Source organism: Bifidobacteriaceae bacterium (genome assembly GCA_031281585.1).
GTDB lineage: Bacteria > Actinomycetota > Actinomycetes > Actinomycetales > WQXJ01 > JAIRTF01.
Genome location: JAITFE010000158.1, coordinates 1 through 24,908, shown reverse-complemented (window position 1 = coordinate 24,908; position 24,908 = coordinate 1). Strand labels below are relative to the sequence as shown.

Sequence of the window (24,908 nt, the reverse complement as noted above, 5' to 3'; positions counted from 1 at the left end):
GTGGCCACCGTGCTGCCCGGAGGCGCCAGACCTGGCCGCTGGGCTGAGCTGCTGCTCCTGGTTTTCGCTCTGGGGTTGTCTTTCTTCGCGTACGCCCAGGTCGCCTTGGCTGTGACCGGTGAGCTGCCGGCCCAGATGACGGTCCAGTGCGGCGGCTTCACCGTGCTGGTGCTGGTGGTGCATTTGATCCTGCGGTGGAGAGCGCCCTACGCCGATCCGGTCATCCTGCCGGTCGCGGTCTTGCTCAACGGGGTGGGCTTGGCGATGATCTACCGGTTGTCGCTGCGTTACGAGGAGCGCGGGGTAGACCCGGGTTCGGCCATCGCCTCGAAGCAACTGGTCTGGACGGTGCTCGGCCTGGTGGCGGCGGCGGTGACTGTGACCTGGCTGCGGGACCACCGGTCCCTACGCCGCTTCACCTACACCGCCATGATCCTGGGCCTGGTCGGGCTGGTCGCGCCTTTGGCGCCGTGGATTGGGCGCAGCATCAACGGTTCGCGGATCTGGATCCACGTTGGCCCGCTGTCGTTCCAGCCGGCCGAGGTGTCGAAGATCGCCCTGGCGGTCTTCTTCGCCGGGTATCTGGTCACCCGGCGCGACTCGATGGCGCTGGCCGGCCCCAGGGTGGCGGGCTTGCAGCTTCCGCGCCTGCGGGACATGGGGCCGATCATGCTGGCCTGGGTGATCTCGGTGGGCTTGTTGGTGTTCGAACGCGACCTGGGCACGTCCCTGCTGATCTTCGGCTTGTTCGTGGTCATGATCTACGTGGCGACCAACCGGCCGTCGTGGATTGTGATCGGGCTGGCGCTGTTCTCCGGCGGCGTGGTGGCGGCGTACCGGCTGTTCTCCCACGTGCAGCACCGGGTGGAGATCTGGTTGACCCCGTTCGACCAGCGGCTGTATGAGGCCAGAGGCGGCTCCGGCCAGTTGGTTCAAGGCCTGTTCGGGCTGGCCAACGGGGGGCTGTTCGGCACGGGCCTGGGGCGGGGGCGGCCGGACATCACGCCGCTCGCCTACTCCGATTTCATCTTCGCCGCGCTGGGGGAGGAACTGGGGCTGACGGGGGTGATGGCCATCCTGGTGATCTACCTGGTGTTGGTGGAACGCGGTCTGAGAACCGCGATCGGCATCCGCGACGGCTTCGGCAAGCTCCTGGCCACCGGCCTCGCGTTCACCTTGGCCTTCCAGCTGTTCGTGGTGGTGGGCGGCGTCACGCGGGTGATCCCGCTGACTGGGCTGGTGACGCCGTTCTTGGCCTACGGCGGCTCGGCGCTGCTCGCGAACTGGATCGTGGTGGCGCTGCTGCTGCGGATTTCCGACGGCGCGAGGCGACCTCCGCCGGCCACCTCGGAGATCGACATCGGGCCGGTGTTGCAGGCAGAAGCGGCGCGGGCGGCATCGTCCGCCTCTTCGGCGCGGGCCGGCGGCGCGGCCGGGCGGCCCAAGAAGAGGGCGGCGGACCCGCCGGCGGACCAAATCGCGACCGAGGCGGTGAGGCGACCGTGAACCGCGAGATCCGGCGGGTCAGCCTTGTGGTCACGGCCATGATCCTCGCCCTGTTGGTGGCCTCCAGCGTGATCCAGTTCGCCGCCGCGGGCGAGCTTCGGCTGGACCCCCGCAACTCGCGGACCTTCTACAACTCCTTCGACCGCGACCGGGGGCCCATCATCGCGGGCGGGGGCACCATCCTGGCCCAGTCGAAGAAGGTCGACGACGACTACTCCTACCAGCGGCTTTACGCGGGCGGCCCGCTTTACGCGCCCGTCACCGGCTACGTGACGGTGGTCGGGCCGCCATCCGGGCTGGAGTTGATCGAGAACGAGGTCCTTGAGGGCACGGCCGACTCCTTGTTCTGGACCCGCGTGCAGGACGTGTTCACAGGCAAGAAGCCGACCGGCGGGGCGGTCGAGCTGACGATCGACCCGCAGGTCCAGCAGGCTGCCTGGGACGCCCTGGGCGACGCGCGGGGCGCCGCGGTGGTGATGGACGCCAAGACCGGCGAGATCATGGCGATGGTGTCGAAGCCGTCCTTCGACCCGAACGCCTTGGCGGTCCACGACCCGGCGGCTGTGCAATCCGCCTACGAGGCGTTGGAGAACGACCCGGCCGGCCCGCTCCACAACCGGGCGATCGCCGGGAACCTGTACCCGCCCGGGTCGACTTTCAAGCTGATCACCGCCGCCGCCGCCCTGGAATCCGGACGGTACCAGGCCGACAGCGAACTGGAGGCCCCGGACGCCCTCGACTTGCCGAACAGCTCCAGGAAGCTGACCAACTTCGGCGAGTCGACCTGCGCCGCAGACGGCGTCATGACCCTGGAGCAGGCCATGACCGTGTCCTGCAACACCGCCTTCGGCTGGCTGGGCATGGAACTGGGCGCGAACGCCCTTGCCCGCCAGGCCGAACGGTTCGGGTTCGGCCAGGACCTGTCCATTCCGCTGTACGTGGTGCCCTCGGTCTTCCCCAACGGCATGGACCGGGCCCAGACCGCGATGGCCGCGATCGGCCAATTCGACGACAGGGTGACGCCGCTGCAGATGGCGATGGTCGCCGGGGCCATCGCCAACGGCGGGCGGGAGATGAAGCCCCGCCTGGTCCGGTCGGAGCGGGCGGCCGACATGAGCGTGGTGTCCCAGGGCACCGCCGAGGAAATGGGCCGGCCGATCAGCGCCGACACCGCCGCCACGCTGAAAGACATGATGATCCAGGTCGCCGAGAAGGGAACCGGGACCCGTGCGCGGGTCGAGGGCGTCACCGTCGGAGCCAAGACCGGGACCGCCGAGACGGCGTCCGGCCAGGCGCCCGACGTGTGGACCGTCGCCTTCGGCGAGGCGCACGGCCGCACGGTGGCGCTGGCCGTCGTGGTGGAGGACGGCGGCGCGCGCGGCAAGTCCGGGTCTGGCGGCACAGTCGCAGCGCCCATGGTGGCGTCCATCCTGGGGGCGGTCTTCCAATGATCGCCCAGACCGGACTGATGCTGGCGGACGGCCGCTACAAGCTAGTCTCGCGAATCGCCGTTGGCGGCATGGGGGAGGTTTGGCGCGCCCACGACCTCCTGGCCGACAAGCCCGTGGCGATCAAGGTCTTGCGCCAGGAGTTCACCGGCGACCAGACGTCGCTCAAGCGGCTCCGGATCGAGGCCCGCAACGCCTCGCTCCTGAACCACCCGAACATCACGACGGTCCACGACTACCGCGAACACGAGGGCACCGGCTATCTGGTGATGGAGTACGTGGACGGCCAATCCCTGGCCGACGTGCTGGCCGCCCATTCGATCATCGCCCCGATGCGTTTGCTGCCCATCCTGATCCAATCGGCCCTCGGGTTGCACGCCGCCCACTCCGCCGGGGTGGTCCACCGCGACGTCAAGCCGGGCAACATCTTGTTGGGGCCCTCCGACCACGTCAAGCTGACCGACTTCGGCATCTCGGTGGCGCACGGCCAGTTGGCTTTGACGGACACCGGCAAAGTCATGGGGACCGCCCAGTACTTGGCGCCGGAGCAGGCGCTGGGCAACCCGGCCACCCCCGCGGGCGACCTCTATTCGCTCGGCGTGATCGCCTACGAGGCGTTGGCGGGACGGCGGCCATTTCGCGGAGCGAACTATGTCGCCATTGCCTTGTCGCAGGTCAACGACATGCCGCCGCCGTTGCCCGGCACCGTTGAGCGCTCGCTCGCGGCGTTGGTGATGCAACTGCTGAACAAGGACCCCGCCAAGCGTCCAACCGACGGCGCCCAGTTGGCGAGTTTGTTCGGCGAGGCCCTGGAAACCCACCGCCACCTGGCGGGACGTTTGCTGGCCTCCCGCAGCGGCGAGGGGCCCTTGCCCCGTTCCAGGCGGGCGGGCGGGCCGCCCAGAACGGCCGAGCAGCCTGCCGTGCCGGCCCGTTCCCTCATGCCGCCGCCCGCACCGGCCACGGACGTGGGCCCGGTCGTCGGGGAGGTGACCCCTCCGGCGGCGGTCCCAGGGCAGACCGCGCCGACCGAGGTCGCCCCCCTGGCCAGCGGCGTGGCGGAGCCAGCCAACGCCGACCAGACGGAGCGAGCCGCGGGCGGCGGCCAATCCGGCGGCCTCACGCCGACCGGCGAGCCGGGCTCGCAGGGTCCGCCGCCTGCAATCGCGGCGGCCAGTCTCGAACAATTGGCCAAACCTGAGGTTGCGGCCGCGCCGATCCCGCCGGGCGGCCTCGGCGAAGCGGCGGGGGCCAATGATGCGGCGGCGCGCGACGAAGCGGCGGGACCCGCCGACGCCGCGGCACCCAGCGACGCCGCAGGACCCGACGAACCGGCGGGGCCTGGCGACGCGGCCGTTCCCGGCGGCGTGACAAAGGTCGGCGACGGGGCGGGATCCGCCGGCGCGGCACAGCCCGCCGGCGCGGCGGGACCTGGCGCGGCGCGGCCTGGCGATGCGGCGGGACCCAGTGGCGGTGCTGGACCGACGGCGCCGGGCGCGCCCGCTCTCGGCGCGGGGCAGACCGGACCACGGGGACGGGAAGCCGGGGTGGACGGCCGCCGGCACCAGCGGCGGGGCCCGGACGCGCCGCCGCCCACGTCTCCGCTGAGCCAGGCGGCGCCCGGACTACCACCCTTGCCTTCGGCCGCCGACTTGGCCAGACCCCTTGGGCAGCCGGCCGCACAGATCCAGCCGGGTGTGGCCGCAGCCGAGCCCCCAGCGGGCCAATCAGCTTCACCGGCCCCCTCGGCCCCACTGGGCCAACCGGGCCAATCCGGTCGGACGGGCCCGGCGGCCACTGAAGCCCCTTCCCCGCCGGCCGGCCGACCAAGGCGGCGGGTCCGCCTCCGCGACTGGCTTTGGGCCATCTTGGCCGGGGCCGGACTGCTGATCATTGTCCTGATCGGACTGTTGACGGTGATCACCGCGAACGCCCAACCGCTTGCGCCGGTCTGGCTCACCGCGACACGGGCGGCGCCCGCCACGCAGGGCGGGGTAAGTATAGTTAGCACGGTGCCCGAATTGGGCCCAATCACGGAAAGGTAGATCGGTGGCGGACTTCACTCCACGGATCCTGGCCGGCCGCTACGAGGTGGGCGAGCTGATCGGCCGCGGCGGCATGGCCGAGGTCCATGTCGGCCGCGACACCCGCCTTGGGCGGACCGTCGCCATCAAGCTGCTGCGGTCTGACCTGGCCCGGGATCCGTCCTTCCAGACTCGTTTCAGGCGCGAGGCCCAGGCGGCGGCCTCGCTCAACCATCCGGCCATTGTGTCGGTGTATGACACCGGCGAGGACGTTGTGACCGACGCGGCCGGCGTGACCCATCATCTGCCGTTCATCATCATGGAATACGTGGAGGGCCACACCCTGCGCGAACTGATGCATGACGGCACCGCGTTGCCAATCGACGAGGCGACGGACATCACCATCGGGGTGCTCTCAGCCCTTCAATACGCGCACCACGCCGGGATTGTGCACAGGGACATCAAGCCCGGCAACATCATGTTGACGGCCGCGGGCCAAGTCAAGGTCATGGACTTCGGCATTGCCCGCGCGCTGGCGGAGACCTCCGATTCGGTCACTCAGACACAAGCCGTGATCGGCACCGCCCAGTACCTCTCGCCGGAACAGGCGCGGGGTGAAAACGTGGACGCCCGCTCCGACCTGTATTCGACGGGCTGCGTCCTGTTTGAGCTTCTGACCGGTCGGCCGCCTTTCCAAGGCGATTCGGCCGTGGCCGTGGCCTATCAGCACGTGCGCGAATACCCGGTGCCGCCTTCGGCCTACGCCCCGGACGTGCCGGCGGTGCTGGACCAGATCGTCATCAAGGCGCTGACGAAGGACCGAAACCACCGTTACGCCACCGCGTCGGAGTTCTTGGCCGACTTGCAGGCCTCCAAGCACGGCGGCCGGGTGTCGGCTCCTCCGGTGATGCCCGTGACCGATGACGCCACCCAGGTGATCAGCCCGGCCACCAGTCCCACTTTGGCCGTGCCGCCGGCCAGTTTCCCGCCGCCCCCGGCCCCGCCGGGCGCGTCGCCGTTCAACCAGGCCGGGATTCTGCCGAACGCCAGCCGGGTGGCGGAGCAAGAGGCGGCGGACCGGGCCAGGCGCCGCAAGCGGATCACCATCATTTCGGTGATCGCGGGACTGCTGGTGGTGGCCCTGGCCATTGTCGCGATCCTCATGCTCCGCGACCGGGAACCGGACCCGGGGCCCACGGGTCCCACCGGGCCGGCCACCGCGGTGGTGCCCAAGGTGCCGACAAGCCGGAGCGTCGCAGACGCCGTGGCGGCGCTGGAAGACCTCGAGTTGAAGGCCGAAGAGGGCACCCCCGAAACCAGCGAGAGCGTTCCCAAGGGGCAAGTGACCCGTTTCGACCCCGCCACCGGCCAGTCGGTCAAAGTCGGCGACACGGTTAAGTACTTCGTGTCGCTTGGCCCCAGCGAGGTGACCGTTCCGGATGTCGCGGGCCTGACCCAGGACGAGGCCCGCAAAAAGCTGCTTGACGCCAACCTCAAGCCCGCCATCGCGACCAAGTCGGTGGATGACGCGAGGGTGCCGGCGGACAGGGTGGTTGGAACCGACCCGGCCTTCGAGGCGCCTGTGACAGTGGGTCAGGAGGTGACTTTGCTGGTCTCAACCGGCAAGACCAAGGTTCCCGACTGCGCTGGCAAGACCCAAGCCGAATGCTCGGACATCCTCTCCACGGCCGGGCTGCGCCTGGGCGACACGAAGACCGAGGTCTCGGACAGCGTGGAAGCCGGCAAGATCATCCGAACAGAACCCGCCAAGGATCAAATCCTGCTCCAAAACTCGCCGGTCGTGGCCGTGATCGCGGAAGCCCCGAAGCAGGTCACCGTTCCGGACGTGACCAACTGGGATGTGGACGCCGCCAAAGCCCACCTGGTGTCCCTCGGCCTGAAGGTGGAAGAGCAGCGGTCATACGATCCGAACATCGGGGCCAACCAGGTGATCCGGACCGAACCGGGGCCGGGCGACAAACTGAATGCGGGGGACACGATCATCTTGGTCATCTCACGCGGGCCGGATCCGGCGTCTCCGCCGCCCAGCCCTCCCACCAACTGAAGCGGTGTGTCGCGCCCCTCTTCGTCGCGGACGCGACACACCTCCAGCTTGACCGCTAAACTGCCTCCTCGTCGGGCCCGGTCCAGGCCCCGGCAATTCTAGGAAGCCCCCAGGAGTCCGCATGCTAGGCGACATCCCGCTGACTGATCCGTCAGCCGATGAAGAGCCGGCGCGCGAATGGCGGCGCTACCTCGCGATTGTCCTGGTCTTGGCGGCGGCGCTCAGTTGGCTGGCGCTGTGGTGGCCGCGGCCGGCGCCCGCCGCCCCCGTGCCTCTCGTGGTGTCCGAAACCGTCCCGGCCGTTCCGACCGCCGACAAGTCCGATCCGCCGGCTCCGCCGCCGGACGGCCCCTATCCGATCGCCCTGTTGCCCGGCGACGTCACCGCCTATGACTCGCCCGGCGGCGAGCCGTCCGGAACGGTGGCCGGCGAGTGGTGGGGCTACCAGTCCCAACTGCCCGTCATAGACCAGGTGGACGGCTTCTTGCAGGTCCGGCTGCAGCAGCGGCCCAACGAGTCGACCGCGTGGATCGCGGCCGAGGGAATCGAGATCACAACCACCCCGTACCGGATAGAGGTCGACTTGGAGGCCCATCGGGTCAGGCTGCTGAAGCTGGGCGAGGTTGTGATGGACGTGCCCGCCATAGTGGGCCGCCCGGCCACCCCCACGCCCGCCGGACGGTTCTTCGTCACCATGCTCCAGCCGGGGCCTTCGGCCGGCTACGGCAAGCAGGTGCTGGTGTTGTCCGCCCATTCGGAGACGATCGACAACTGGCAGGGTTCGGGCGACGCGGTCACCGCGATCCACGGCCCGTTGGGCAATGAGGCCTCCATCGACGCCGCCGGAGCGATCTCGAATGGCTGCGTGCGCGTCCACATGGCGGATCTGGACGCCTTGGCGGCGGTGGTCCCCCCCGGCGCCCCGGTGGACATCGCCTAGACCGAGGGCTGTGTTCGCCTAGGGCAGGTCGAACCCGCCCAGCGACTGCGTGGACTCGACCGTGGTGGGCTCCTCGTCCCCCACCGTCACGTGGTTGAACGGCAAGAGCGGCGACAGCCATGGGAAGAAGGTTGTGAAGCAGATAGCCACAATCGCCGCCGCCACAGCGGCGAAGAGCATGATTTTGACCCACCAGGGGCCGGGCGCGTAGCGCCATAGCCAACCGTACATTTCGCGTTCACCCCTGCCCGGTTAGTTCTTCGAGCGGACCCTCGGACTTGTCGGCCCAGTAGGCCAACTCGCCCCAGATGACATAGCGTTCGGCGGCCGAGAACATGGGGTGGCAAGTCGTCATGGTCAAGATCCGCTTGGTCGGCTTGGTGTCCTCCTCGTTGGGCACCGGCCAGATCACGCGCACGTCCTTCGGCTTGACGATCTCGCGGCCGTAAACCTTGTAGACGAAGTAGTACTGGGCGGTCTCCACGATCAGCGAATCGCCGTCCAACAGCTCCGCCACCCGGTTGTACGGCTTGCCGTAGGTGGTCCGGTGCGCGGAAGTGGCGAAGTTGCCAACCTCGCCCGGCCCTTGTGTGCCCTCGTAGTGGCCGATCAGGCCCTTATTGAGTATTTTTACTCGGTCGGTGCCCTCGACGATCGGCACCTGGTAGTCCAGCCCCCAGCGCGGCACGTGCATAATCCCCCAGGCGTCGCCGAAGGCCGGCACCGCCAGCGGGTTCTCGTCAACCGGCGGCGCGTCCACGGCCGGGTCGTGGCGCGGCGCCCACGGCGAGCCCTCGGCGGGGGCCGCCGGCTCGATCCAGGCCTGGTCTTTGACGATCTCCTGGCGGATGTCCTGGGCCTCCGCGTTGGCCTCCACGTCGGTCCAGACCAACTCCCAAACCACGTAGAGACCAAGCAGCACGCCCAAGGTGATCAGCAGTTCGCCTATCACGCCGACTACCGCCGCGCCGTGGCGCTTGCGGCGCTGCTCAGAGCGCTGGCGGCGGCTGACGCCCGGCTCTGTTCGGCGGCCGTCCGGGAGTCCCGCCGGCGCCGGATCATCCGGCAAGAAACTCATGGTCCAGTTCAGTCCTCTGCTTGCAACGTTGGGCCCAGCGCCCTCGCGTACCGTAGCGCCGATGACACGGCCGTGTCACCTGCGATGGTCAGCTTAGCCTCGTCCACAGTGCTCCACGTCAACCCGAGCCGGCTAGCGCGTTCGCGGTAAGCGCGAACCACCGGCGAAACGTCAAGGCGCTCACGCATCGCCCCAGCCGGCCCGATGGCGGCTATGGAGTACGGCGGCGAATAAACCCGGCCGCCCACCAAGATGACGTTGCCGACGCACTTGATGACCGTCGCGGAGGTCACGCGGTGTCCCTGAACCGCCACGACTTCGGCCCCTCCCGCCCACAGGGCGTTGAGGACGGCGTCAATGTCTTGCTGGTGGACCAACAGGTCGGCGCCGGGCGCGGACGGGCCGTTCAGGACCCCACGGGACAGGTCGGCGTCGTTCAGGGTCACGGTCAAGCCCGGTCCCGAGACTTCGGCGGCGCCCGCCGCCACCGTCACCTCCAAGGCGGGGGCGGTCAGGGCCGGCGCGGCGGCCCCAACCAGCCCGGCGACCTCGTCAGCCAACGCGGCCTGACGCTCTTGGAGGTCCTCGACCTCGCGGTCACGCGCGGTCACCAGGCCGCGCAGTCCTGGTGCGTCCCGCAGGTCCGACGTCCAACCCGAGGTCGCGTTCCAGGTGAACAGCCAGCCGGCCAGCACCGCCACCAATCCGACCGAAAGGGCCTGACGGGGCGCTGAGGTCCTCGAAGCGTTGGGACGGCGTGGCCGCATCTGCCGAATTGCCCTTTCGTTGCTCAGTCTGAGTACCCTGTTACAAGATATCCGCACTTCCGCTCAGCCAGTGCGCCCGGCGGGCGCCAAGAAGACGGCTGAGCCCACATCCGAGGGAGAACTAAGGTGCCTGAGTCAAGGTCGCGTCGCAAGAAGAAGCGGACCTATATCGCCCCGCCCGTTTCCAAGGCGCCCAAGCCCTCGCCGCAGTGGTGGGCCCCCGTCATGGTTTCCGTCATGCTGTTGGGCCTGGTCTGGGTGGTTGTCTACTACCTTTCCCAGGGCGCGTTGCCCATCCGGCAAATCGGGAACTGGAACCTGGCGATCGGCTTCGGCTTGATTCTGGGCGGCTTTGGGATGACCGCGGGCTGGCGCTAGCCGCCAGGCCGGCCCAGGAGTTCGCGCGGCAGGCGCCGCGGGCCCGTCGCCCGGTCTCCGGCGGCTCCATCCCCAAGTGGGGATAAGCCTGGGGAAAACTACATCCCTGTAATTCCTCCGCCACAGCGGTTTTCCACAGAACAAGGCCAAAGCGGCCTGCCAAGACGGGGTTTTTCCACATTTGGGGGCAGTTTGTCCACAGGTGCCTTTGGAAAACCCAAGGCGGCGCTCAGCTTGGCGCCCCCAAGCTCCACGACCATGGCGAGGCCGTCAAAAACACCACCGCCGCGATCGCCACGGGCACCACGACCGCGACAACCCACGCGCGGCGCCGGCGCTCGGACGGACGCGCGCGGATATACGCCAGAGCCATCGCCCCGCCAGTCAACAGGCCGCCCACATGCCCCTGCCACGAGATGTTCGGCACCGTGAAGCTCAGCACCAGGTTCAGGCCGATCACGGTCATGATCCCGTTGATGCTCCCGCCCAGCCGACGCCCCGCCAGGAGCGCGGCCGCGAACAACCCGAACACCGCCCCGGAGGCGCCAAGCGTCCCGGTCAGTGCGGCGGCCCCGTTGAACTCGACCAGCCTGAACCAGATCAAGACCAACGCGTGGCCCCCAAGAGCCGAGCCAAGGTACAGGGCCGCGAGCCGCGAGCGCCCGAACAACTGCTCCATGAAGCTTCCGACCACCCACAGGGCGTACATGTTGAACGCCAGATGGAGCACGCCGCCGTGGAGGAACGCGGCGGTGACGATCCGCCACGGCTGATACCACTCCGCCGCGGGCATAAAGACCCACTCGGAGGTCAGCCGCCCGCCGGAGGCCTGCTGGGCCACGAAGACCGCCACGCACAAGGCGATGGCGGTGATTGTGACCACCGGCGCCCCGCCGGAGATGGGCGCGCCCAAGGCCGAACGGGCCACCGGCATTTGCCTGGCCGCCTGGCGGACGCAGTCGGGGCAGTGGACGCCCACAGCCGCCGGAACCTGGCATTCGGGGCAGACCGCGCGGCCACAGCGCTGGCAGCGCACAAACGCGGGACGGTTCGGATGCCGGTAACAGCGCGAACCGTCGGCCTCGAGCGGGCCGGTTCCGGCGGCATCGGTCACCGGAGGATGTCCACCGACTCAATGGCGACGGGCTCCAGCGGACGGTCGTTGCGGTCCACGGGCGTTGTGGCGATGGCGTCCACGACCTGGCGCGAGGCCTGGTCGCCAACGCGTCCAAAAATGGTGTGGGCGGTGTTGAGATGCGGGGTTGGCGCCACGGTGATGAAGAACTGCGACCCGTTGGTGCCGCGCCCGTTCCTCAGGCCCGCGTTGGCCATGGCCACCAGGTACGGCTCTGAGAAGGTGCGGGTGGGGACGATCTCGTCGTCGAAGTCATAGCCGGGGCCGCCCGTGCCTTTGCCCAACCGGTCGCCGGTTTGGATCATGAAGCCGTCAATGACCCGGTGGAAGGGAACGTCGACATAGAACGGCCCCGCGCCGGGCTGGCCGGTGGCCGGGTCGCGCCAGGGCTTGGACCCTTCGGCCAAGCCGACAAAGTTGGCAACCGTGTTGGGCGCGGTGTCCTCGAACAAATCGAACTGGATGTCACCTTTGGAAGTGTGAAGAATCGCTTGCATCTGGCCATCTTCCCACGTCCTGGCGCGGAGCGGGTCCCCCGGCGGATCGGGCTCGGCTGCCGCCCAGGCCTTGCCCGGCGGCGGACATGCCACGCGCCGCCTGACAGCCCGGGCGCAGATAGCCCTAGCATGGGTTAAGCATGTTGCCAAGCCCGGCAGCAGCTTGACAGATTCTAAGGAGAATCCCATGGCCAAGTTACGCTCTTGTTGTGTCAGCGCCAGTCCGGCCCCGAACGGTGCGCCGTGGGCCGGCAAAGCCGTCGAACTAGCCGGGTCGGCCAAGTCTGTCGCAACCACCGTCGCCGAACTGATCGCCGCCAAGACGGGCCCGCGCCTGGGCGCCGCTTGGGAATGGGCCTCGCCGCGCGTCGAGGCGGCCTGGCGGAAGGGCATCACCGCCGCCGCCCCCAAGGTCGAGGAGGCCGCCCGAGCCTTGGCGCCCCGTGTTGACGACGCCCGCGACGCCATTGTCGAAAGGGCGCTGCCGGCGATTGTCGCGGCCGTCGATTCGGCCGCGCGCGCCGCCGCAGACGCCGCCGCCGCCCCCGTTCGGCAAGCGCGGCAGGCCAAGCGCCGCCGCGCCGCCAAAGCGGTCGGGTGGGGTTTGGCGGGCGCCGCCGCCGCCGGGGTTGTCTTCTGGCTGTGGCGGCAAACCCGCCCGGTGACAGACCCGTGGGCCGAGGAGGATTGGGAAGACTTCGAAGCCCCGCCGGAGGAAGACATGGCGGACGCCGCCGGAGACGCCGCCGAAGCCGTTGGCGAAGCCGCCGGCCACGCTGTCAAGGCCGTCACAGACGTCGCCAAGAAGGCCGGGGACGCCGTGAAGAAGGCTGGCGACGCGGTCAAGAAGGCCGCCGCCGATGCCGTGCACCAGTCCGAGGACAAGGCCTCGCCCGAGTCCTAAACCGTCTGGGAGCCCTTGGCGGCGCGGGCTTTCGGTCCGCCCGCGCGGGCCGCAGGCCCCCTACCCGGCCAACACCGTGCGGATCGCCGCCGGCGCCGTGCGGTCCAGGAACTCGAAGCCATGCGCCTCGAGCACGCCTGGCCGCACTGGCTGGGAGGCCAGCAGCAGGTCTTCCGCGGCGCCGTCCAGGGCCGCCCGCAACACCCCGGCCGGGACGGCCAGCCGGTGCGGGCGGCGAAGGGCGTGGGCCACCGCCCCCGTGACTTCGCCCGCTGTGGCCAAGGTGGGGCCGACCAGGTTGACGGGTCCCCTGATCGACTCGTCCCGCAGGGCGAACGCCCAAGCCCGGACCTCGTCCCGCAGGGAGATCCAGGGCCAGAATTGACGCCCGTCGCCGAACCGGGCGCCCAAGCCCAGTCTTGTGGCCGCCGCGAGCGGCTTCAGCGTGCCCTCACCGCGCCCCAGGACCATGCCGGTGCGGGCGCGGACCAGGCGCGTCGCCGAGGCCGCGGGCAGCGCGGCCGCCTCCCAGGCCCGGACCACCGCCGCCAAGAATCCCGAACCCGACGGCGAAGACTCCGTCAGCGCCTCCGGTTGCAAATCCGCCCGCGTGGGGGCCGCATCGCCGTAGAACCCGGTGGCGCTGGCGGACACCCAGACCTTGGGCGGGTCGTCGGCCCGCAAGATGGCTTGGGCCAGCGCGCTGGCCGAATCAACCCTTGAGTCCATGATTTCCCGGCGGTACGCCTTGGTCCACGGCAACCGGGCGATCGGGGCCCCGCCAAGCGAGGCGACGGCATCGGCCCACGCTACCGCCGCCTGCGGAACTGTGCCGACCGTGCCCTCCCACGGGTACTCGGCGGCGGCGCGGGCGGGACGCCGGACCAGGACTCTGACCTCGGCCCCCTCGGTTTCCAACTGGGCGCGCAAAGCCCGGCCGATCATTCCGGACGCCCCCGCCATCAGAATCCTCATTCTGGCAACCCTACGCCCGCACCGTGTCTCAACGGGTGAGACGCCGGGCAGGGCGCCGACCCGTGACCGGAACCAGCGCCTTACCGTCATCCCCAGCGGCCCGGTCAACCGCCATTCGCACGCAAGGAGGACCTCATGACGGCTTTGATCATCACCGAGTCCTGCTTCGGCAACACCACCGCGCTGGCTGGGGCGATCGCCGAGGCGTTGTCCGGGGCGGGCGGCATGTCCGTTGAGTCGCTCCCCGTGGCGGACGCGCCCCAGTCCGTTCCGGACGGCACCGATCTGCTGATCCTGGCCGCTCCGACGCACGATTACTCGTTGCCCAGGCCCCGCACCCGGGCTCGCGCGGCGGCTCGGGGAGGCCAGGCGGCCGAACCGGGCCTGCGGGAGTGGATCGCGGGCCTGGACGGCCGGGAAGACGTCAAGGTTGTGACGGTGGACACCGCCTTCAAGACCGGTTTCACGCCGTCCACCGCCGCCAAGACCGCCGCGCGGCTGATGGCGCGGGCGGGCTTCTCCCACGTCCGGCGCGGCGCCACCTTCTGCGTCTCCGACTACGCCGGACCGCTTGACGACGGGGAGTTGATCCGCGCCCGGGCTTGGGCCGTCACGCTGGCCGCGGGACTGCGCTCTCTGCCGCGTTCCCGCGCGCGGACCGCCTGAACGGCTGTTTGAGAACCCGCGCCCGGAAATGCCAGCACCAGATTGGTGGCGGCGGTTGCGGGCGGCCGGGACGGCTCAGGGGAGGCGGCGGGCCAGGCGGTAGGCGGTCTGGTCGTCCGGCGGCCCAATCCCGCCCACCGGCTCGTAATCCCCGCCGTAGACCGACTCGGCGTAGCCCTCCGCCCCGCCCGGGTCGTTGCTCCAGCCGCTCATCGGGTCCAGCAGCACGTAGTCCGGCTGCACCCGGTCGGCGTAGTCGCCAATCCAGTACACGACATGGTCCGTGGCGAGCTGCGTGATCAGCCCGCGATCCGAGGCGACGGAGGCCCCGTCCGGAATCAGCTCCAGCACCCGGGCCGCCTGGTCCGCCCTGGGCGAGGGAGCGTAAGTGTCCGGTCTGGTCAGTTTGCCCAACGGGAACCAGGCCGTCGCCACAACAGCGAACGCCAGGCTCGCGGCCACCGTCACGCGCGCAACGCCGCGCGGCCACCGCCGTTTCGAGGCCCGCCAACGCCCCAACACGTCGAGCGCCGCCAGAAACACCATTGGCATCAGGATCATCGAATAGTGCCACATGGTGCCCCAGTGCGCCGAGTCGGTCGAGGCGAACCGCCAGAACAGGGTGGGCAGGGCCACCAGGCTCCAGCGCGACAGCCAGCAGGTGCCCATGACCACGGCGCTGACCAGCGCCAGCGTCTTGAGTTTGACCGGCGGCTCAAGAATGCCCACGATCAGCCCCAACGCCCCGCCGGTCTGGTCGACTTTCCCCCAGTAGTACCAGTCGCCGCCTTTGAAAGCCGGCATGAGCAGCCCGAACACCAGGACGAAAGCCGTCAAACCCCCGCCGATCAGCAACAATCCCGCCCGGCATTCAGGCCACCACGCGTCCCGGTTCCGCGCGGCGGCCTCCCGGCGGCGGAGCCACCAGCCGTGCCCGGCCATCACCGCCCCGAACGCGATCACAGTCAGGCCCATGTCCTCCTTGACCGTGACGGTGGCCGCAGCCCACAGGGCGGCGGCGGTCCACCGCTGATCCAACGCGGCGGCCAGCGCGAAGGCCAGCATTGGCACGGCGAAGGCGTATTCGTGGAACTGGGCGTCCACGCCGGTCTGCAATCCCCAGCTGAGGGCGTAGGCCGCTCCAAACGCCAGCCCCGACCAGCGTCCCAGCCGCCGGCGGGCCAGGGCTGTCACAGGGACAATCGACAGGGCGACCAGCACGCATTGGGCCACCAGCAACGTCACCGGCGAGGGGAAGACCCGGTAGAAGGGGGCCAGAAGCGCCAGGATGGGCGAGAAATGGTCGCCGAGTTGGTTTGCGCCCGGCCCTTTGATGTCCACGATCGGCGGCCCGAAATGCGCGTAGCCCTTGACCGCCTGCTCAAAGATCGCCAGGTCCAGCGACGGCGCGTCCTGCCTGTGCCACCGGGCCAGTGTCAGCGTCAGGTAAAGGGCGAACCCGAGTCCGGCGACCGCCCAGGCGATCCAATCCGCCTGGGCCGCCCTTCGGCGCAGCCACGCGACCGCCGGAGCCCAGCGCCGCCCGGCCAACGCCTGCCCAAGGCGAGCGGACAGACGGGCGCCGCCAGACGGCATCGGCGGGGTCACCAACGCGGGCAAATCGATCGGCCGGACATAGGGCCATCCTAGATGCCCGTCGCGGCCGTCAGCCTGACCCGCTCGCCGGCAGGCGAGATTCAAGCTCCGCGATATAGCCGTCGATCCGCCGTTCCCATTCCACCGGTTGGCCCTCGGCCATGCGCTCGTCTTCCCGCAGACGGTGGAGGGCCCTCAAGGTCGCCTGGAGGTCGGCGTCGAAGTCCCTGATCGGCCAGATGTAGACCCGCCCCAACTGGACAAACAGCCACGCGGCGGCGAACACGACCTCGCCTTCGTCGTCCTCGGCGGCTATCCCCTCTCGCCAGTATTCGCGCAGCGACGATTTGTCCATCAGGTCGCCAAACCAGTCGGCGCCCCCGTCGCTCTCCCAGGGCTCGTCTCCCCAGCACCCCATTTGCGGGCCTCCTTTCCGGCTGAGAGCGTCGCGAGGGCGCTCAGTCGTGGAAATGGTAGCGCTCACGTGCGAGCGCCGGGCCGTTAGGCGAGCGGGCCGATCATGATACGGCGACTGTGGCGGGGGCAGGTTGGTTTTGTGGCAGTATTTGCGGTGCGGAACAGGGAGGCATTCATGCGACTTGACTTGACGGCGAGGGAAGCCCACTGGTTTTGGGACGAACTTGAGACCAACGCTATCAGCTTCACCCCGGGGGAGGGCGCCGACTGGTCTTGGTTCACCTTTCAACGAGGCGTTGCAGACGATCCCGAATACCCGGACATGAACACCGTCCACGTCGAATTGGACGACCAATCGCAGGGAGGCTATTACGACCTGGCCGGCGTGTTGTTCTTGCCGGATCGAATTGAGATCGCGTTCGCCAAGGACCAGCTTTTCCTCGACCGCTACAGGACCGCCTGCATTCTGTTGCCGGAACCGGTGGACCGGCGGATCGTGGATTTCTTCGCCAACGGGCTGTTCCTTGGCAACCGGATCTCCTACGGCTCGGAGTTTCCGGAAAACGACCGCGTGGAACAGACCGAGTTCCCGCACATGATTGACGATCAAGAAGTCTGAAAACGTGTCTCCAGCGTCGCCGGAGCTCCTCGCCGAGCCGTTAGGCGAGCGGGCCGATCATGATACGGCGACCGTGGCGGGGATGAGTCAGCCCAGGCAAATGCCCGCGCCCTGAAAAAGGGCCAGGTCCTCCTCGTCGTGGGTGGCGATGGCGACGTCCTTGTCGCGGAGCCGCTCGCGCACATGCTCCCGCACGGCGGGCAGGCTCTCGGCGTCGATTCCTTTGAAGGGCTCGTCCAGGCAGACCAGTTCGGCGTCCGGCGCCAGTGCCCGCGCCAGGCAGACGCGGCGGCGTTGGCCGCCAGACAGGTCGCGCACCCGGCGGCGCCAGGCTTCCTCGGGGAGGCCCAACGCCTGGAACTCGGCGGCGATCTGTTTGTCGCCGATCTTGCCCGGGTGCGTCACGCGGACGTTGCCGATGGCCGTGAGGTGCTCCAAGAGCCGGTCGTCCTGAAAAACGGCCGCCTTGCGGGCGGGGGCGGCGATGGTGCCCGCAGAGGGTGCCAGCAGGCCCAGAATGAGCTTCAACAGCGTCGTCTTGCCTGAGCCGTTGGCGCCGGTGACGGCCAACACCGAGCCTCGCGCGCTGACGCCCCTAAGGACGGGCGCCGAATCGTAGGCGAAGCTGACGTCGGAGATCACAATGATTTCGCGTACCCCCTGCCCAGAGAGGACTCGAGCGCCGCCAGCGCCCTCAGCGCCAGCTTCTCGAACGCGAACGAGCAGGCCACGATCACCGCGGTCCAGCAGAACAGGTCGGCTGTGGCCAGGAAGAGCTTCGCCTCGTAAAGGCGTTCGCCAATGGATCCGTCCGGCAGGCCGATCACCTCGGCGGAGACGCCGGCCTTCCACGCCAGGCCGATCCCGACGCGGCAGGCGGCGGTGAAGTACGGCAGCACGGCGGGCAGCCTGATCGCCGCCAACCGCCGCCCGGACGGCATCGCGAACACGGTCGCCAACTCGTCCAAGGCGACGTCCTTGCGGGCTATACCCTCCTCGACGTTCGCGAAGACGATTGGCAGCACCATCAGCGCGGAGATGGTGACCGACAACCACGCCGAGTCGGCCCAGATCAACACCAGGACTATGAAGGAGACCACCGGCACGGACCGGATAGCCCGCACCGCGGGCGAGATCAGCGCGTCCGCCCAGCGGCCCAAGGAGGCCAGCCAGGCCAGCAAGACGCCCGCCGCGGCTGCGGCCGTGAAGCCGACGGCGATGCGGACCGCCGAATAGGCGACCGTCGCCCAGAAACTCGGCGTGGGGACCAGTCGGCCGAAGGTCGCCACGACGTCCACCGGCGACGCCAGGAGCACGCCGTTGCCGACCAGCAGCGCGGCCACCTGCCAGACGCCGACCCAGAAGACGGCGGCGACCAGGCGCCGGGCGCGGAGCCCCTCAAGCGCCGTAGTAGAAGGCATCGTCTGGCGGGGCGCCGCCAACGGACGCTGGATCCGCTTGGAAGAGCACATCCAAGTAGGCCGAGACCGCCGCCTTGCACTCCGGGCCGCTCAGGAACGCCAAGTGGGAGCCTGGGATGGCCGCCTCGGCGACTTCGGGGCTGGGGACTATCCCGAGGTTCGCGATGAGCGGCGCCACATCGCCGGGGTTCGCGTTGGTGTATTCGATTGAGGCCCGGTAGTCCTCCAGAAACACGTCGAAGGCCTCGCCGTGGTCCGCCGGGAACTGGTCCGCGACCACCAGAACGCCCGTGACCAGGGCGGTGTCGGAGACCTTGTCCCATTCCGCCGTCAAGTCGATGGCGCGCACCAGGGAAGGGTCGTTCGCCAACGCCGTCGTCACGTACGGTTCGGGCAGCACCGCGACGGCCGCGTCTTCGGCCGCGAGACGGGTCGCCACCTCGGAGGCCTCGCTGAGGTACTCGACAGCGGCGTCCACGCCGTTTTTGGCGAGAAGGTACTCCAGCACGTATTGGGGCGTGGTTCCCTTTCCGGCGGAGAAGACCTTCTTGCCGGCCAGGTCGGCCAAGCCGAGAACTTGTTCGTTCTTGGCGACCACGTGGAGCACTCCGAGGGTGTTGACGGCGGCCACTTTGATTTGCGCGCCTTTGGAGTAGAGCACGGCGGCGAGGTTGGCCGGAATGGCGGCCACCTCGGTCTGGCCCTTGACCAAGCCCGGGCTGATCTCGTCGGGTGAGCCGTGCAGAGACAGTTCGAACCGCACCGGGGACGCGTCCGCTTGCCGGTCCAGCGCCCAGGCCAGGCCCATCGTGGTGGGTCCTTTCAGGGCCGCCACCTTGGCGGTGACTTGCGGCGCGGCGGGCGGCGCGGTTGGCGCGGCCGGCGGCGACCCAGATTCGGACTCCGGCGCGCAAGCGCACACGCCGGCCAAGAGCGCCGTTGTCAGCGCGGCGACCAGTCTTGCCTTCATTTCTTGCCCTTCGTGCTCAGGCTCGCGTCACCAAGTCAAGCAAGGAGAACTCGCGGGCGGCGTCATCGCCCTCGGCGATCAACTCGTTGAATCTACCGCGCGGAGTGTAGGTCGTGTGCAACAGGTCATGCGAGAGGTGGCCGCACGGCGAGCCCAGGTAGTCCGCGTACAGGCGTTGCACGTCCGGGTTCTCATGCGACTTGCGCAGAGTCTTGGCCTCGTCCGCCCCGTAGATCGCCTGGAGGCGCTTTTCCCGGATGGCCGGGGTGGTGGGGCGCGGTTGGCCGCCGCCGCTGATGCAGCCGCCGGGGCAGCCCATCACCTCGATGAACAGATAAGGCGATTCGCCCTTCGCGACCTGTTCCATGAGGATGTCGGCGCCCGCCAGGCCGCTGGTGACGGCCACCTTGACCTCCACGCCGTCCAGGAAGGCGTACTCCGGCAACGGCTCTTCGATTGTGAAAGCCGCCTCCTTGATGCGCTCCAAGCCGACGATCGGAGTCACATGCAACCCGTTGGAAGGCAGTTCTCTGCCGGTCACCAGTTCGTAGACAGTGCGCAGGGCCGCCTCCATGACGCCGCCGGTGACGCCGAAGATGTCCGCCGCTCCGGTCGAGAGCCCCAACGGGGAGTCGAAATCGCTGTCCTCCAGGGAGGCGAAGTCGATGCCCGCCTCCTTGATCATCTTTGCCAATTCGCGCGTGGTGAGCACGGCGTCCACGTTCGCCACCCCGCCGTTGGCCATCTCGGGCCGCGAGATCTCGAATTTCTTGGCGGTGCACGGCATCACCGAGACCACGTACATGTCCTTCGGGTCCACCCCGATCCGTTCGGCGTAGAAGGATTTGGCCACCGCGCCGAGCATTGTGTGGGGGGACTTGCAGCTGGACAGGTGGTCGAGCTGCCCTGGGAAGGCGTGCTCGATGTGCTTGACCCAGCCCGGGCTGCAGCTTGTGATCATGGGCAGCGCCGCCGGCCCGCCGCCGGTCAGCGCCGCGCTGACCCGGCTTAAGAACTCCGTGCCCTCTTCCATGATCGTCAGGTCGGCGGCGAAGTTCGTGTCGAAGACGTCGTCGAACCCCAGCAGCCTTAGCGCCCTGGCCAGCTTCCCGGTCACCAAGGTCCCAGGCGCCATCCCGAACTCTTCGCCCAGCGCGGCCCGGATCGCCGGCGCGACCTGGACAACGGTCCGTTTGCCCGCGTCGTCCAGGGCGTTCCAGACTTTCCCGATGCCGTCCGCCTCGTTCAGCGCCCCCACCGGGCACACCACGGTGCATTGTCCGCAATAGGAGCAGTCGACGTTGTTCAGCGAGAGGTTCGCCGCCGGCCCCACAACGGTCTGGAAGCCGCGGTTCTGCGCGTTCAGGATCCCGACCTGTTGGACCTGGTTGCAAACGGTGACGCAGCGGCGGCACAGGATGCACTTGCTCGTGTCGCGGTAAAGCGCGGGCGACAGGTCCAGGGCGCCGAGGCTGGTTTCGCCGCCGAAGCGGGACTCTGCCACGCCGAGCAGTTGGCCAAGGCTCTGCAATTCGCAGTTCTGGTTGCGCACGCAGCTGAGGCAGTCCCTGGGGTGGTCGGAGAGAATGAGCTCATAAAGCATCTTGCGGGCTTTTCGGACCGTCCTGGTGTTGGTCCGCACAACCATGCCCTCGCGCACCGGCGCCATGCATGACGCCTGCAGGGTGCGGGCCCCTTCGACTTCTACCACGCAGATGCGGCAGGCGCCGAACGCGTGGACGCCTTCCAGGTAGCACAACGTCGGTATGCGGATGCTGTTCGCCTGGGCGGTTTCCAGAATGGTGGCCCCTGCGGTCGCCTCAATCTCCCGGCCGTTGATGGTTACGTTGACCACCGTCTAGCTCCTGTCACAGCGCAGGCACCGCTTCGATTCAGCGATGGCGTTCAGTTTGTTGTAACCCTTGATCACTTCGAGGAAGTTGTCGGTGCGGTCCTCGGGGCTCATGGCCTCTATCGGGAGCCGGGCGTGGGGCTCGATCTCGCCGGCCTCGTCCGGCGGCGGCGGGAAGGCGACCTCCGGCCCCTTGTTCAAGATGCCTTTGCCGCCCAGGTACGCGTCGATTTGGGCGGCGGCGTTCTTCCCGTCGGCGATGGCGGTGATCGCCACATCCGCGCCGCGCGCGAAGTCGCCGCCAATGAAGACGCCGTCTCCGGCCTCCGCTCCCAAAAGGCCCCGATCGGGTGATTGGCCCACCGCCGCGATGAGCATGTCCAGCTTGATTACGAAGGTCGCGCCCTCCACCGGGCGGACCCACCGCCGCCCGGCCTTGTCGAAGCCGTGGAATTCCATGCGGACGCACTCGAGCGCTTCGGCCCGCTCGCCGCCGAGGACTCGGAGCGGCGCGCCCAGCGGCAGGATCTCCACCCCTTCCTCCGATGCCTCGCGGATCTCCGAGGTGTCCGCCGGCATGTCGGCCACTTCGCGCCGGTAGAGGATCGTGACCTTGGCCGCGCCCAGGCGCACGGCGGCGCGGGCGGCATCGAACGCCGTGCTCCCCCCGCCCACTACGACCACCTTCCCCTCGGCCCGGGCCCCGTGGCCAAGGTTGACTCCGCGCAGAAAGTCCAGGCCGTGGACCACTCCGGGGAGCTCCTCGCCCTCAATCCGCAACCGGTTCGACAGCTGTGCCCCGGCCGCGACGTAGACCGCCTGGTGCGCTTGCCTCAGCTCCTCAAAGGTGAAGTCCACGCCCACCTCGGTGTTCAGCCGGATCTCGACGCCCTCCGCTTTGATCAGCTCGACCTCCCGCAGCAAGATCTCGTTGGGCAGCCGGTATTCGGGAATGCCGTACGCCAAGACCCCGCCCGGCAGCGGAGCGCGGTCGTAGACCACAACGTCGTGGCCGAACCGCGCCAGGTAGTGGGCGCAGGTCAGGCCGGACGGCCCGGCGCCCACAATGCCGACGCTCTGGCCGGTCTTCGGGCTGAAACTGTCGGAGCCCAGCGAGATTCCCTCTTCGAACGCCCGGTCGGCGACGAACCGCTTCAAAGAGCAAATCGCGAGCGCCTCGTCCGTCTGCGCCCGCCGGCACTTCGCCTCGCACGGATGGGTGCAGATTGTGCCGCACACGCCGGGCAGCGGGTTTTCGCGGCGGGTCGCGTGGTAGGCCTCGCTGTAGCGGCCCTCGGCCAGCAGCGCCAGGTAGCCGGGAATGTTGACCGAGACCGGGCACGCGTTCTGGCAGGGCGAGGTGAAGAGGCTGGAGCAAACCCCGGCCCGGCAGTGTTTGTCCCGGATGTGCTCCTCGTATTCCTCCCGGAAATAGGTGATGGTGCTCAGCACGGGATTCGGCGCGGACTGCCCCAGGCCGCACATGGCGGTCTGCTGGATGTAGAAGCACAACTCCTGCATCAGCTCGATATCGCCGTCCTCGCCACCGCCGGTGGTGATGCGCGTCAGGATTTCCAGGAGCCGTTTCGTCCCAATGCGGCAGGGCACGCATTTGCCGCACGATTCGTCTTGGATGAAATCCATGAAATAGCGGGCGGTGTCGACCATGCAGGTGTCCTCGTCCATGACGACCAGTCCGCCCGACCCCATGATCGCGCCGAGCCGCATGATCGACTCGTAGTCCACCGGTGTGTCCAGGAACTCTCTGGTGATGCAGCCGCCGGAGGGCCCGCCGGCCTGCACCGATTTGAGCGACTTCCCGTCCGGGATTCCCCCGCCGATCGTGAAGAGCAGGTCGCCCATCGACGTGCCCATGGGGACCTCCACAATCCCGGTGTTCACTATGTCGCCGGCGAGGGCGAAAACCTTCGTCCCCTTGCTGGTTTCGGTGCCGATCCCGGCGTACCAGTCGGCGCCGTTGAGGATTATCGGCGGCACGTTGGCCAGGGTTTCAACGTTGTTGATGATGGTGGGGCAACCGAACAGGCCGCTCTCAAATGGGAACGGCGGCTTTTGGCGGGGCTCGCCGCGCAAACCCTCGATCGAGTTCATCAGCGCCGTCTCTTCGCCGCACACAAACGCCCCCGCCCCGATTCGGATCTCCAGGTCGAAGAAGAAATCCGAGCCGAATAGAGGCACGCCCAGGAGCCCCGCGTCTCGAGCCTGCTCTATGGCGTCCGTCAACCGCTGCACCGCGATCGGGTACTCGGCCCTCAGGTACACGAACCCTTGGCTCGCGCCGATCGCGTAGGCGCCGATCATCATGCCCTCGATGACCGTGTGCGGGTCGCCTTCCAGGATGCTGCGGTCCATGAAAGCGCCCGGATCGCCCTCGTCGGCGTTGCAAACGATATACTTCTTTTCCCCCGCCGCCCGCCGGCACAGATCCCATTTGACCCCGGTGGGAAAGCCGGCCCCGCCCCGGCCGCGCAGACCGCTCCGCCGCACCGTCTCCACGACTTCCGCCGGCGTCATCGTCTGCAGCGCTTTTTCCAGGCCGAGATAACCGCCGGAAATAAAGTATTGACTGCTCCGCTCCGGATTGATCTGTCCGCAGTTAGCCAGCACTATCCGCTGTTGGCGCGCGTAAAAATTGACGTTTTCGTAAGTCGCCGCACATTCGCCCGTCGCCGGGTCGCGGTAGAGCAGCCGCTCCGCTTTTTCCCCGCCGACGACGTCCCGCTCCATGATCTCCCGGATATCGGAGGGTTTCACCTTCGTGTAAAAAGTCTTATCCGGCTCGATCACAACGATCGGCCCCTGCTCGCAAAAACCGTGACAGCCGGTGGAACGCACGCGCGCCCTGTCTTCCAGCCCGCGAGCCGCGATCTCTTCCCGCACTATTTCGATCAGCCGGCTGGCGCCCGAGGAAGCGCAGCCCGTGCCGGCGCAGACCAGGATCTGCTTGACGGGCAGTTCGGCCGGATGCGTAATGCGGGCGATCTGCTCGCGCCGCTGCCGGCGGCAGTCCTCGTCGTCGTGGCACAGCGGCCCGCTGATCCGGCAGCTCACGTACCTGGCGCAGGGCGTCGCGGCCGTGTGCGTACATTGGGGGCAGCAGGCGTAGGATAAAGTTATCATGGCTTTCCGCCTCTATTCGTATTGATCAAGTATTTCCGCCGCTTTTTCCGGAACCAGGGCGCCGAAAACCTTATCGTTCACGGTCAGCACCGGCGCCAGTCCGCAGGCGCCGATACAGTTCACGGTTTCCAATGTGAAGCGGCCGTCCCCGGAAGTAGCGCCCGCCGTAATATCCAGCTTTTTTTCCAGCGCGCGCAGCACTTTCAGCGCCCCGCGCACATGACAGGCCGTGCCCATACAGCAGCGGATCAGGTTTTCCCCCGTCGGCTCCAGACGGAACTGAGCGTAGAACGTCGCCACGCCGTAGACTTCCGCGACGGGAATGTCCGTCCCTTCCGCCACCGCCTCCAGAACCGGCCGGGGCAGGTAGCCGTATATGCGCTGGGCCGCCTGCAGAATCGGAATGAGCCGGCCCGGTTCGCTCCGGCGTTCCGCCATCAGAGCTTTCAGGCGTTCCGCTTTTTCGTCCGCTCGCGCCATGTCGTCCCTCCGTCAAATTGTTATCTTTT

Annotated in this window: 23 protein-coding genes; 9 read left to right on the top strand and 14 right to left on the bottom strand. The window is 68.5% G+C overall.

What is annotated here, in order from left to right; all coding sequences use genetic code 11:
* From LBC97_16295 to LBC97_16275, 5 genes are all read left to right on the top strand, one after another.
* A complete protein-coding gene (locus LBC97_16295) occupies positions 1-1,506 on the top strand; it encodes an FtsW/RodA/SpoVE family cell cycle protein (GenBank protein MDR2567577.1) in 1,506 nt (501 codons plus the stop codon).
* Complete coding sequence (locus LBC97_16290) at positions 1,503-2,957, top strand: penicillin-binding protein 2 (GenBank protein MDR2567576.1); 1,455 nt, start codon at positions 1,503-1,505, stop codon at positions 2,955-2,957. Before LBC97_16295 ends, LBC97_16290 begins: the two co-directional genes overlap by 4 nt.
* Positions 2,954-4,999 carry a protein kinase gene (locus tag LBC97_16285; protein MDR2567575.1) on the top strand — a complete coding sequence of 682 codons (2,046 nt, stop codon included), beginning with the start codon at positions 2,954-2,956 and terminating at the stop codon, positions 4,997-4,999. Before LBC97_16290 ends, LBC97_16285 begins: the two co-directional genes overlap by 4 nt.
* A gap of 4 nt (positions 5,000-5,003) precedes the next feature.
* Positions 5,004-7,043, top strand: coding sequence for a Stk1 family PASTA domain-containing Ser/Thr kinase (gene pknB / locus LBC97_16280; GenBank protein ID MDR2567574.1), 2,040 nt, complete (start codon positions 5,004-5,006; stop codon positions 7,041-7,043).
* A gap of 121 nt (positions 7,044-7,164) precedes the next feature.
* Entirely contained in the window at positions 7,165-7,983 is an 819-nt protein-coding gene (locus tag LBC97_16275) for a L,D-transpeptidase (protein ID MDR2567573.1), read from the top strand.
* A gap of 18 nt (positions 7,984-8,001) precedes the next feature.
* On the opposite strand, the gene LBC97_16270 is transcribed toward LBC97_16275, so the two are convergent.
* The 3 genes from LBC97_16270 to LBC97_16260 are packed head-to-tail and all read right to left on the bottom strand — an operon-like array spanning position 8,002 to position 9,828.
* Positions 8,002-8,214 carry a hypothetical protein gene (locus LBC97_16270; GenBank protein ID MDR2567572.1) on the bottom strand — a complete coding sequence of 71 codons (213 nt, stop codon included), beginning with the start codon at positions 8,212-8,214 and terminating at the stop codon, positions 8,002-8,004.
* Positions 8,215-8,221: 7 nt separating this feature from the next.
* Positions 8,222-9,061: a class E sortase gene (locus tag LBC97_16265; protein ID MDR2567571.1), complete on the bottom strand. Its 840-nt coding sequence runs from the start codon at positions 9,059-9,061 to the stop codon at positions 8,222-8,224.
* Between the two features lie 8 nt (positions 9,062-9,069).
* Positions 9,070-9,828, bottom strand: a complete 759-nt coding sequence (locus tag LBC97_16260) for a DUF881 domain-containing protein (GenBank protein ID MDR2567570.1) — start codon at positions 9,826-9,828, stop codon at positions 9,070-9,072.
* A 126-nt stretch (positions 9,829-9,954) separates the two neighbouring features.
* Here LBC97_16260 and LBC97_16255 point away from each other — a divergent pair, with 126 nt between their 5' ends.
* On the top strand, positions 9,955-10,206 hold the full coding sequence (locus LBC97_16255) for a cell division protein CrgA (GenBank protein ID MDR2567569.1): 252 nt from the start codon (positions 9,955-9,957) through the stop codon (positions 10,204-10,206).
* 229 nt (positions 10,207-10,435) lie between these two features.
* On the opposite strand, the gene LBC97_16250 is transcribed toward LBC97_16255, so the two are convergent.
* Together LBC97_16250 and LBC97_16245 are read right to left on the bottom strand one after the other, a co-directional pair.
* Positions 10,436-11,320, bottom strand: coding sequence for a rhomboid family intramembrane serine protease (locus LBC97_16250; GenBank protein MDR2567568.1), 885 nt, complete (start codon positions 11,318-11,320; stop codon positions 10,436-10,438).
* On the bottom strand, positions 11,317-11,838 hold the full coding sequence (locus tag LBC97_16245; GenBank protein MDR2567567.1) for a peptidylprolyl isomerase: 522 nt from the start codon (positions 11,836-11,838) through the stop codon (positions 11,317-11,319). Before LBC97_16245 ends, LBC97_16250 begins: the two co-directional genes overlap by 4 nt.
* 187 nt (positions 11,839-12,025) lie before the next feature.
* On the opposite strand from LBC97_16245, the gene LBC97_16240 reads away from it, so the two are divergent.
* Positions 12,026-12,742 (top strand): hypothetical protein, encoded by a 717-nt coding sequence (locus LBC97_16240; GenBank protein MDR2567566.1) that lies wholly within the window; start codon positions 12,026-12,028, stop codon positions 12,740-12,742.
* Between the two features lie 60 nt (positions 12,743-12,802).
* On the opposite strand, the gene LBC97_16235 is transcribed toward LBC97_16240, so the two are convergent.
* Positions 12,803-13,717: a TIGR01777 family oxidoreductase gene (locus LBC97_16235; GenBank protein ID MDR2567565.1), complete on the bottom strand. Its 915-nt coding sequence runs from the start codon at positions 13,715-13,717 to the stop codon at positions 12,803-12,805.
* 135 nt (positions 13,718-13,852) lie between these two features.
* Between LBC97_16235 and LBC97_16230 the strand changes: the two genes are divergently transcribed.
* Complete coding sequence (locus tag LBC97_16230) at positions 13,853-14,383, top strand: hypothetical protein (GenBank protein ID MDR2567564.1); 531 nt, start codon at positions 13,853-13,855, stop codon at positions 14,381-14,383.
* Between the two features lie 75 nt (positions 14,384-14,458).
* On the opposite strand, the gene LBC97_16225 is transcribed toward LBC97_16230, so the two are convergent.
* Positions 14,459-15,991: a DUF2079 domain-containing protein gene (locus tag LBC97_16225; GenBank protein ID MDR2567563.1), complete on the bottom strand. Its 1,533-nt coding sequence runs from the start codon at positions 15,989-15,991 to the stop codon at positions 14,459-14,461.
* 58 nt (positions 15,992-16,049) lie between these two features.
* Positions 16,050-16,397, bottom strand: a complete 348-nt coding sequence (locus LBC97_16220; GenBank protein MDR2567562.1) for a hypothetical protein — start codon at positions 16,395-16,397, stop codon at positions 16,050-16,052.
* A 174-nt stretch (positions 16,398-16,571) separates the two neighbouring features.
* Here LBC97_16220 and LBC97_16215 point away from each other — a divergent pair, with 174 nt between their 5' ends.
* Positions 16,572-17,015, top strand: a complete 444-nt coding sequence (locus LBC97_16215) for a hypothetical protein (GenBank protein ID MDR2567561.1) — start codon at positions 16,572-16,574, stop codon at positions 17,013-17,015.
* Between the two features lie 87 nt (positions 17,016-17,102).
* Here LBC97_16215 and LBC97_16210 read toward each other — a convergent pair whose 3' ends face one another.
* From LBC97_16210 to nuoE, 6 genes are all read right to left on the bottom strand, one after another.
* Positions 17,103-17,657, bottom strand: a complete 555-nt coding sequence (locus LBC97_16210) for an ATP-binding cassette domain-containing protein (protein MDR2567560.1) — start codon at positions 17,655-17,657, stop codon at positions 17,103-17,105.
* A complete protein-coding gene (locus tag LBC97_16205) occupies positions 17,654-18,436 on the bottom strand; it encodes an ABC transporter permease subunit (GenBank protein ID MDR2567559.1) in 783 nt (260 codons plus the stop codon). The genes LBC97_16210 and LBC97_16205 overlap by 4 nt, the downstream gene beginning before the upstream one ends.
* The gene (locus tag LBC97_16200) at positions 18,414-19,406 is read right to left on the bottom strand and encodes an ABC transporter substrate-binding protein (GenBank protein MDR2567558.1); all 993 of its coding nucleotides are present in this window, start codon (positions 19,404-19,406) and stop codon (positions 18,414-18,416) included. The genes LBC97_16205 and LBC97_16200 overlap by 23 nt, the downstream gene beginning before the upstream one ends.
* Positions 19,407-19,422: 16 nt before the next feature.
* Complete coding sequence (locus LBC97_16195) at positions 19,423-21,261, bottom strand: [FeFe] hydrogenase, group A (GenBank protein MDR2567557.1); 1,839 nt, start codon at positions 21,259-21,261, stop codon at positions 19,423-19,425.
* A gap of 3 nt (positions 21,262-21,264) precedes the next feature.
* Positions 21,265-24,330, bottom strand: coding sequence for an FAD-dependent oxidoreductase (locus LBC97_16190; GenBank protein ID MDR2567556.1), 3,066 nt, complete (start codon positions 24,328-24,330; stop codon positions 21,265-21,267).
* 81 nt (positions 24,331-24,411) lie between these two features.
* Positions 24,412-24,879 (bottom strand): NADH-quinone oxidoreductase subunit NuoE, encoded by a 468-nt coding sequence (nuoE, locus tag LBC97_16185; protein MDR2567555.1) that lies wholly within the window; start codon positions 24,877-24,879, stop codon positions 24,412-24,414.
* Positions 24,880-24,908 lie beyond the last annotated feature (29 nt).